At 51.6% G+C, this 7,848-nt stretch carries 6 protein-coding genes and 1 riboswitch; all 6 genes read left to right on the top strand.

Going from position 1 to position 7,848, the window contains the following annotated elements:
* Positions 1-303 precede the first annotated feature (303 nt).
* A riboswitch (glycine riboswitch) is annotated at positions 304-487 on the top strand.
* Between the two features lie 257 nt (positions 488-744).
* The 6 genes from gcvT (at position 745) to H8876_RS01080 (ending at position 7,689) form a co-directional block, all read left to right on the top strand.
* Positions 745-1,854: a glycine cleavage system aminomethyltransferase GcvT gene (gene gcvT / locus H8876_RS01105; protein ID WP_177264698.1), complete on the top strand. Its 1,110-nt coding sequence runs from the start codon at positions 745-747 to the stop codon at positions 1,852-1,854.
* Between the two features lie 40 nt (positions 1,855-1,894).
* Positions 1,895-2,275, top strand: coding sequence for a glycine cleavage system protein GcvH (gene gcvH / locus H8876_RS01100; protein ID WP_177264699.1), 381 nt, complete (start codon positions 1,895-1,897; stop codon positions 2,273-2,275).
* 20 nt (positions 2,276-2,295) lie between these two features.
* Complete coding sequence (gene gcvPA / locus H8876_RS01095) at positions 2,296-3,606, top strand: aminomethyl-transferring glycine dehydrogenase subunit GcvPA (RefSeq protein WP_249286180.1); 1,311 nt, start codon at positions 2,296-2,298, stop codon at positions 3,604-3,606.
* A 3-nt stretch (positions 3,607-3,609) separates the two neighbouring features.
* A complete protein-coding gene (gene gcvPB, locus H8876_RS01090) occupies positions 3,610-5,043 on the top strand; it encodes an aminomethyl-transferring glycine dehydrogenase subunit GcvPB (protein ID WP_249286179.1) in 1,434 nt (477 codons plus the stop codon).
* A 75-nt stretch (positions 5,044-5,118) separates the two neighbouring features.
* Positions 5,119-6,117 carry a lipoate--protein ligase gene (locus H8876_RS01085; protein ID WP_249286178.1) on the top strand — a complete coding sequence of 333 codons (999 nt, stop codon included), beginning with the start codon at positions 5,119-5,121 and terminating at the stop codon, positions 6,115-6,117.
* Between the two features lie 66 nt (positions 6,118-6,183).
* The gene (locus tag H8876_RS01080) at positions 6,184-7,689 is read left to right on the top strand and encodes a dihydrolipoyl dehydrogenase family protein (protein ID WP_283241717.1); all 1,506 of its coding nucleotides are present in this window, start codon (positions 6,184-6,186) and stop codon (positions 7,687-7,689) included.
* Positions 7,690-7,848 lie beyond the last annotated feature (159 nt).

Below are 7,848 nucleotides of genomic sequence, written 5' to 3'. Positions count from 1 at the left end.
AGATATTGTGGATATAGAATAAAGAGAAAACATCTAATCCTAGCGCTGTCAAGTTTTGGACAGCATAAGACCCCTTACGAAAACGAGGCACCTGTGGAAACCGGGACGCCTCGTTTTTGCTTACACGTTCCGATATGTACAAATCGGAACGCAGCGACCGGATCTCTCGGATTTTACACATATAGACCTGCTTTTTCGCCACCGTCTATTCCACTCTTTCCTACTTTTCGTCTCTGTTTCCAAACATATTGACAATCCGCATGATTCCACGCTATAATAATGAAACATCACTAATATTTCCGGTTGAAAGATCCAAGAGAGACTGCTGTTTTTAAAACGAACGAAACCTCTGCGAAGACAAGAAACCCTTTTTAGGAAAAAATCTCCAACCTATGCTTTGCAGATCACAGCAGCGCCGAAGGGGCAAGAGCGAACCTGTTGATACAGGTACTTGAAACTCTCAGGCAAAAAGAATTGGATCCGGACGGACCTCTGGATTGTCATTTAGACAGGGAAAAGTGATCCCAGACAGGGATTATTCACCCTGTCTTTTTTTCATCATGGATCTATATCCGTGATGACAGGCTCGCAGAGTTCTGAAATTCTTCACACATTGCTGTAACAAAACAGGTTCTCCGGTCAACCTGGAAACTACCCTCCCTCCGACGGAGAACCTCCGATTGCAGCATACAGACTACAGACCCTTTATCACAACGATCATAAAAAAAACAAGGAGGCTGAACAATGGAATTGAAAACACCGCTTTACGACGCGCATGTAAAAGCAGGCGGTAAAATGGTACCTTTCGCAGGATACATCCTGCCGGTACAGTACAAAGCAGGCGTAATCAAAGAACACATGGCCGTACGGCAGGAAGCAGGATTATTCGATGTTTCTCACATGGGCGAGATCCTCTGCGAAGGAGAAAAAGCCCTCGAAAACCTGCAGCATCTGCTGACCAACGACTTTACAAATATGGTTGACGGACAGGCACGCTACAGCCCGATGTGCAATGAGCACGGCGGTACAGTAGATGACCTGATCGTATATAAAAAGGCAGATAACCACTACTTCATCGTAGTCAACGCTGCCAACAAAGATAAAGATTTCCAGTGGATGCTGGATCACCAGCTCCCGGGAGCTACCTTCACAGACGTGTCCGACCAGTATGCGCAGCTGGCTCTGCAGGGACCGAAAGCAATGGAGATCCTTCGCAGACTTGCGCCGGAAGACAAGATCCCGACGAAATACTACCACGCAGTATTCGACGGGGAAGTCGGCGGGATCCCTTGCATCATTTCCAAGACGGGATACACGGGAGAAGACGGTGTAGAGCTTTACGCACCGGCTGACCAGGCGGAAAAACTCTGGGATCTGCTTCTGGAAACAGGCAGGGACGACGGCCTGATCCCTTGCGGACTGGGCGCTAGAGACACCCTTCGTATGGAAGCAGCCATGCCGCTCTACGGACATGAAATGAACGACGATGTAACTCCGCTGGAAACCGGGCTCAACTTCGCAGTCAAGATGAAAAAAGATGATTTCATCGGCAAATCCGCTATGGAAGAAGCCGGCGCGCCGAAAATCAAGAGAGTCGGTCTTAAGGTCACCGGTCGCGGCATCATCCGTGAAGATCAGACTGTTTACGCAGAGGACGCCTCCGCTCCGGACGGTCGCAAAGAAATCGGTCACACCACTTCCGGCACCCACTGCCCATTCCTGGGCGAACCGGTGGGCATGGCACTGATCGACAAAGAATACGCTGAAGTCGGCACCAAGCTCATCGTTGACGTAAGAGGCCGTATGGTAGAAGTCGAGATCGTACCTCTGCCGTTCTACACAAGAGCAAAATAACATTATTATATTACGCATGATTTGAAAGGAGATCACTATCATGGAACTGAAAGCTGAACTGAAATACACGAAATCCCACGAATGGATCGCGAAAGATGGAGACGTTGCTACCATCGGTCTGACCGACTACGCACAGTCCGAACTGGGAGATCTGGTATTCGTAAACCTGCCGGAAGAAGGCGACGAAGTAACCGTTGGCGAAGCATTCGGCGATGTAGAGTCCGTTAAAGCGGCTTCCGATGTTTACTCCCCTGTAACAGGCACAGTAAGCGCTGTCAACGAAGAGCTTCTGGACGCACCGGAAAGCATCAACGAAGCACCGTACGATGCATGGTTCATCAAGGTAACTGACATCAGTGAAGAAGAAGAACTTCTCTCTGCTGAAGAATATGAAAAATTTGTAGAGGAATCCGAAGAATAAGCAAAGGCGGTGATCGATCAATGGGAAGCTATATCCCAAATACGGGCAAAGAGCAGCTGGAAATGCTCAAGAGCATGGGCTACTCCTCTATGGACGACCTGTTTGCTGCTATCCCGGATGACATGAAATTAAAAGACGGCCTTGCTCTCCCGGAAGGAAAATCCGAACTGGAAGTCAGCCGTATCATGAAGGGAATCGCTGCAAAAAACAGAGTGTTCTCTTCTATTTTCCGCGGCGCAGGAGCATATAACCACTATATCCCTGCCGTTGTAAGCAGCGTCCTTTCCAACGAAAGCGTGCAGACAGCCTACACTCCGTACCAGGCTGAGATCAGCCAGGGTCTGCTCCAGTCCATCTTCGAATATCAGACGATGATCTGCGATCTGACTGGTATGGATGCATCCAACGCTTCCGTATACGACGGAGCAGAAGCGGCCGCAGAAGGCATCGCAATGTGCCGTGATAAAAAAAGAAACAGGGCGCTGATTTCCGCAGCAGTCCTTCCCGCTGCCCTTGAGACCGTGAAGACATACTGCTTCGGTAACGAGATAGAACTTGAGATCATCCCTGAAAAGAACGGCGTGACCGATCTGGACTATCTGAAGGAACATATGGATAAGTCCGTTGCCTGTGTTTACATCCAGCATCCCAACTACTACGGCAACCTGGAGGACGCAGAAGCTATCGGCGAGATCGTTCACGAATCCGGTGCAAAATACATCATGGGCGTAAACCCGATCTCTCTCGGCGTTCTGAAAACACCGGCAGAATATGGTGCAGATATCGCGGTGGGAGAAGGTCAGCCTCTGGGACTTCCTATGGCATTCGGAGGCCCGTATCTGGGTTTCATGGCATGCCGCGAAAAGATGATGAGAAAACTTCCGGGACGTATCGTGGGTCAGACGGTGGATGCCGACGGCAAGACCGGATACGTGCTGACTTTGCAGGCCAGAGAACAGCATATCCGTCGCGAAAAAGCATCCAGCAATATCTGCTCCAACCAGGCACTGTGCGCACTGGCAGTAGGCGTTTACCTGGCAGCTATGGGCAACGAAGGGCTGGAAAAAGCTGCGACCCAGTGCATGTCAAAAGCCCACTACCTGGCAGATCAGCTGACCGGAGCAGGCTTTGCAGTAGAAAACAAAGGCGACTTCTTCCATGAATTCGTCACCGTATCCAGCAAAGACACGGATAAAGTCCTGGCTGCTCTGGAAAAAGAAAACATCCTGGGCGGACAGAAACTGGACGATCACCGGATCCTCTGGTGCTGTACCGAAATGAATACAAAAGAAGATATGGATCTGCTGGTTCGTATCGTGAAGGAGGTGTAACCCATGCTGTTATTTGAGAAAAGCAGAGAAGGCAGAGGCTGCGCGATCCTTCCGGAATGCGATGTGCCGGTAGTCCTGCCGCAGGAAAAAGACGCGCGGAAACAGCCGCTTCACATGCCGGCGCTTTCCGAACCGGAGCTTTCACGCCACTATACGGAGCTGGCTCACAAAACGAGAGGCGTCAACGACGGTTTCTATCCGCTGGGTTCCTGCACTATGAAATACAACCCAAGAGTCAATGAACAGATCGCAGCATTAGAAGGCTTCAATCAGATCCATCCGCTGCAGCCGCAAGGCACTGTGCAGGGATGCATGGAAGTCATGGCTCTGGCAGAAAAATACCTTTGTGAGATCACCGGCATGGATCACATGACCCTCCAGCCGGCAGCAGGCGCCCACGGCGAGCTGACCGGTCTGCTGCTGATGAAAGCATATCATACCAGTAAAGGTAACACACATAAAACCAAGATCCTGGTCCCTGACTCCGCACACGGAACGAATCCGGCAAGTGCCGCCATGGCAGGATATACAGTAGTCAGCATCCCATCTGGAGACGATGGCTGCGTAGATATCGAAAAGCTGAAGGAAGCTGCCGGCGATGATATCGCAGGACTGATGCTCACCAACCCGAACACAGTAGGGCTGTTTGACAAGAACATCCGCGAGATCACCCAGATCGTCCATGACTGCGGCGGACTTTGCTACTATGACGGAGCAAACCTGAATGCTGTTATGGGCATCGTTCGTCCCGGCGATATGGGATTCGATATCGTTCATCTCAATCTTCACAAGACCTTCTCAACGCCGCACGGCGGAGGCGGTCCCGGAGCAGGCCCGGTAGGCTGCAAAGAAGAACTGGCACAGTTCCTGCCGTCCGTACTGGTAGAAAAAGACGGTGACGATCTTCACTTCACCAAGCCGGAGCACAGCATCGGCGAAATGAAGAGCTTCTACGGAAACTTCCTGGTAGTGGTCAAGGCTCTGACTTATATCCTGACCCTGGGCAGGGAAGGCATCCCGCAGGCAAGCAGCAATGCCGTACTCAACGCCAACTACATGATGAACCAGCTGAAGGATCTCTACACCATGGCATATGACGATATCTGCATGCATGAGTTCGTTATGAGTCTGGCAGACCTGAAAAAAGACACCGGCATCTCCGCGATGGATATCGCCAAGGGTCTTTTAGACAACAACATCCATCCGCCTACAATGTACTTCCCGCTCATCGTAGAGGAAGCGCTGATGGTAGAACCGACGGAAACAGAATCCCGCGAAACCCTGGACGAAGCGGTAGCCGTATTCCGTCAGCTCCATGCACAGGCGGCAGCAGATCCGGAAGGACTGCACCACGCACCGACCAAAACTCCGGTAACAAGACTGGACGAAGTCGGCGCCGCAAGACATCCGCACCTGCGTTATCACTTTGAAGACTAAATAAAACATAAAGACGGCGGCTTCGTTGCCCTGAAAGGCGCGGAGCTGCCGTTTTTCACAGGAGTACTAATATTCATGATCGATAAAATCAACTACATTGAAAGCACCACCTATGATCCCTATGCCAATCTTGCCATGGAGGAATATCTGATGCTCCACTGCGGCGAGACCGAGTGCATCCTCTACCTCTGGCAGAATGAGCACACCATCGTTATCGGCCGCAATCAGAACCCATGGAAAGAATGTCACCTGACCCAGCTGGAAGAAAGCGGCGGACATCTGGTGCGCAGACTTTCCGGCGGCGGAGCCGTCTATCACGATCTGGGGAATGTCAACTTCACCTTCCTGGTGCAAAAAGAAAACTACGACGTAGGGCGCCAGCTGGATGTTATCATCGGCGCCATGCGCAGACTGGGCATCCAGGCGGAACGCTCCGGCCGAAACGACATCCTTGCTGACGGGAAAAAATTCTCCGGCAACGCGTTTTACAAACAGAACAAATTCTGCTATCATCACGGGACCATCATGCTCAACGTAGACGTGACCAAACTGTCACGGTACCTCAATGTATCGGCGGACAAACTGAAGTCAAAAGGCGTTTCTTCCGTGAAAAGCCGTGTCACTAATCTGGTGGAATTCGTACCGGATCTGACCGTTGCGCGGCTGAAAGAAGCCCTGAAAGAATCCTTCGAAGAAGTGTACGGCCTAAAGGCCGGCATCCTGACAAAAGAAGATCTGGATCAGGATGCTTTGCAGAAAGGCAGAGACCGGTTCATCTCCTGGGAATGGCTCTACGGTCACAATCCAACCTTCGAAAACGAGATGTCCTTCCGCTTCGACTGGGGCGGCATAGATCTCTGTTTCTCAGTGGAAAAGGGCATTATCAAGGAAGCGGTATTCTACTCCGACTCCCTGAATCCGGAGCTGATGCTGGCGCTGCCGGAACATCTGACCGGAGTCATTTATCAGAAGGACGCTATCTGCAAAGCTCTCGCATCCCATGAAACGGCAGATCCGCAGGAACAGCAGATGCTTTCGGATATCCTGGAAGCTGTGAACGGCGAAGATTTTTAAAAGAAACAAGTTTGGGCTGCGCCCGAACGAAAGGCCGGGCAATCCCCGGAGAAAAGGAACGAAATTATGAGCAATTTTGATTTGATCGTCATCGGCGGCGGCCCGGGCGGCTACGTTGCTGCCATCAAGGGCGCGCAGCTGGGACTGAATACGGCAATCATTGAAAAGGACCGGTTCGGCGGTACCTGCTTAAACCGCGGCTGCATCCCAACCAAGGCGATGCTCCATGCGGCCGACCTGTACCGCGAAATCCTGGAGGGCGGCCGGTTCGGCATCCATGCGGAAAAAGTGACCGTCAACTACGGTGAAGTCCTGGACTACAAACAGGAAACCATCGACAAGCTGGTGTCCGGCGTAGAGCAGCTTCTTAAAGCCAACGGCGTGACGATGCTGAAAGGCACCGGTACCCTTCTGGCAGACCGCCAGGTGAAAGTCACCTTCGCAGAACCTGCGGAAGACGGTGCGACAGAAAGCTACTACGATGCAGAACATATCATTTTGGCAGGCGGTTCTTATCCTGCAAAGCTGCCGGTAGAAGGCATGGAACTGCAAGGGGTCCTGACCAGCGACGGGCTCTTTGCATTAAAAGAGATCCCGGAAAGCCTGACCATCATAGGCGGCGGCGTGATCGGTGTGGAATTCGCAGAAGTTTTTTCAGCACTGGGCTGCAAAGTCACCATCCTGGAAGCTCTGCCGAAGCTGCTGGCTAACCTGGATAAAGAAATCTCTCAGAATCTGAAAATGATCCTGAAAAAACGAGGCGTAGACATCCATACCGGCGCATCCCTTGCGAAAATCGAAAAAGATCCTGCCGGAGGACTCATCTGCCACTATACGGAAAAAGACAAGGATCAGTCTATATCCTCCCAGTACGTGCTGTGCGCAGTGGGCAGAAAGCCAAACGCTGCAGGATTGTTCCTGGATCCGGAGGAATTTGCTGATATCGCAGAAAACTCTGCGGCACTTACGACCAAACACCTGGAAGCTGCGGCACAGACTGCTCATGCCCTGGGTATCACTATGGAGCGAGGATTCATCGAAACCGACATCTACGGACAGACCGGCGCTCCCGGCATCTACGCCATCGGCGACATCGTAAAAGGTATCCAGCTGGCTCACGTGGCAAGTGCGCAGGGGATCACGGCAGCGGAAAAGATCGCGGGACATACTCCGAACGTAGATCTTGCTATCGTTCCGTCCTGCATCTACACCAGCCCGGAGATCGCTTCCGTCGGCATCACCGAGGAAGATGCCAAGGCTTCCGCAACACCGGTGAAAGTCGGCAAGTACATCACCAGCGCTAACGGCAAATCCCTGATCTCCAAGGAAGAGAGAGGTTTTGTGAAGATCATCGCTCACGCAGATACCGGAGAGATCCTGGGAGCCCAGATGATGTGCGCCCGCGCCACGGATATGATCGGTGAAATGGCTACCGCCATCGCCAACAAACTGACTCCATCCCAGCTGCTCAAAGGCATGCGTGCTCATCCGACCTATAACGAAGCAGTCGGTGAGGCACTGGAAGAGCTGGAAGGCGGTGCGATCCACATGGCGCCAAAGAAAAAGAAATAGAAAAGACGCAAAAAAGAGTGTTTCGATATCTTCGAAACACTCAGACTGTAGACAAAAGCCCGACCTTAGAAATAAGGTGTCGGGCTTTTTCTATATCCATATTAAATTCCCAATAAATGGAGACTTCCTGAATAACGTTGATAAAAACCGCATGACTGA

Origin of the sequence: Lentihominibacter faecis, from assembly GCF_014306095.1 — a bacterium.
GTDB classification, from domain to species: Bacteria; Bacillota; Clostridia; order Peptostreptococcales; family Anaerovoracaceae; genus Lentihominibacter; species Lentihominibacter faecis.
Note: the sequence above shows the minus strand (reverse complement) of the source record. Positions and strands in the feature narration are given on the sequence as shown.

What these genes read in the sequence shown, in the direction of transcription:
- gcvT (WP_177264698.1), top strand. Translation starts at nt 745, where the DNA reads ATGGAATTGAAAACACCGCTTTACGACGCGCATGTAAAAGCAGGCGGT.
- gcvH (WP_177264699.1), top strand. Translation starts at nt 1,895, where the DNA reads ATGGAACTGAAAGCTGAACTGAAATACACGAAATCCCACGAATGGATC.
- gcvPA (WP_249286180.1), top strand. Translation starts at nt 2,296, where the DNA reads ATGGGAAGCTATATCCCAAATACGGGCAAAGAGCAGCTGGAAATGCTC.
- gcvPB (WP_249286179.1), top strand. Translation starts at nt 3,610, where the DNA reads ATGCTGTTATTTGAGAAAAGCAGAGAAGGCAGAGGCTGCGCGATCCTT.
- H8876_RS01085 (WP_249286178.1), top strand. Translation starts at nt 5,119, where the DNA reads ATGATCGATAAAATCAACTACATTGAAAGCACCACCTATGATCCCTAT.
- H8876_RS01080 (WP_283241717.1), top strand. Translation starts at nt 6,184, where the DNA reads ATGAGCAATTTTGATTTGATCGTCATCGGCGGCGGCCCGGGCGGCTAC.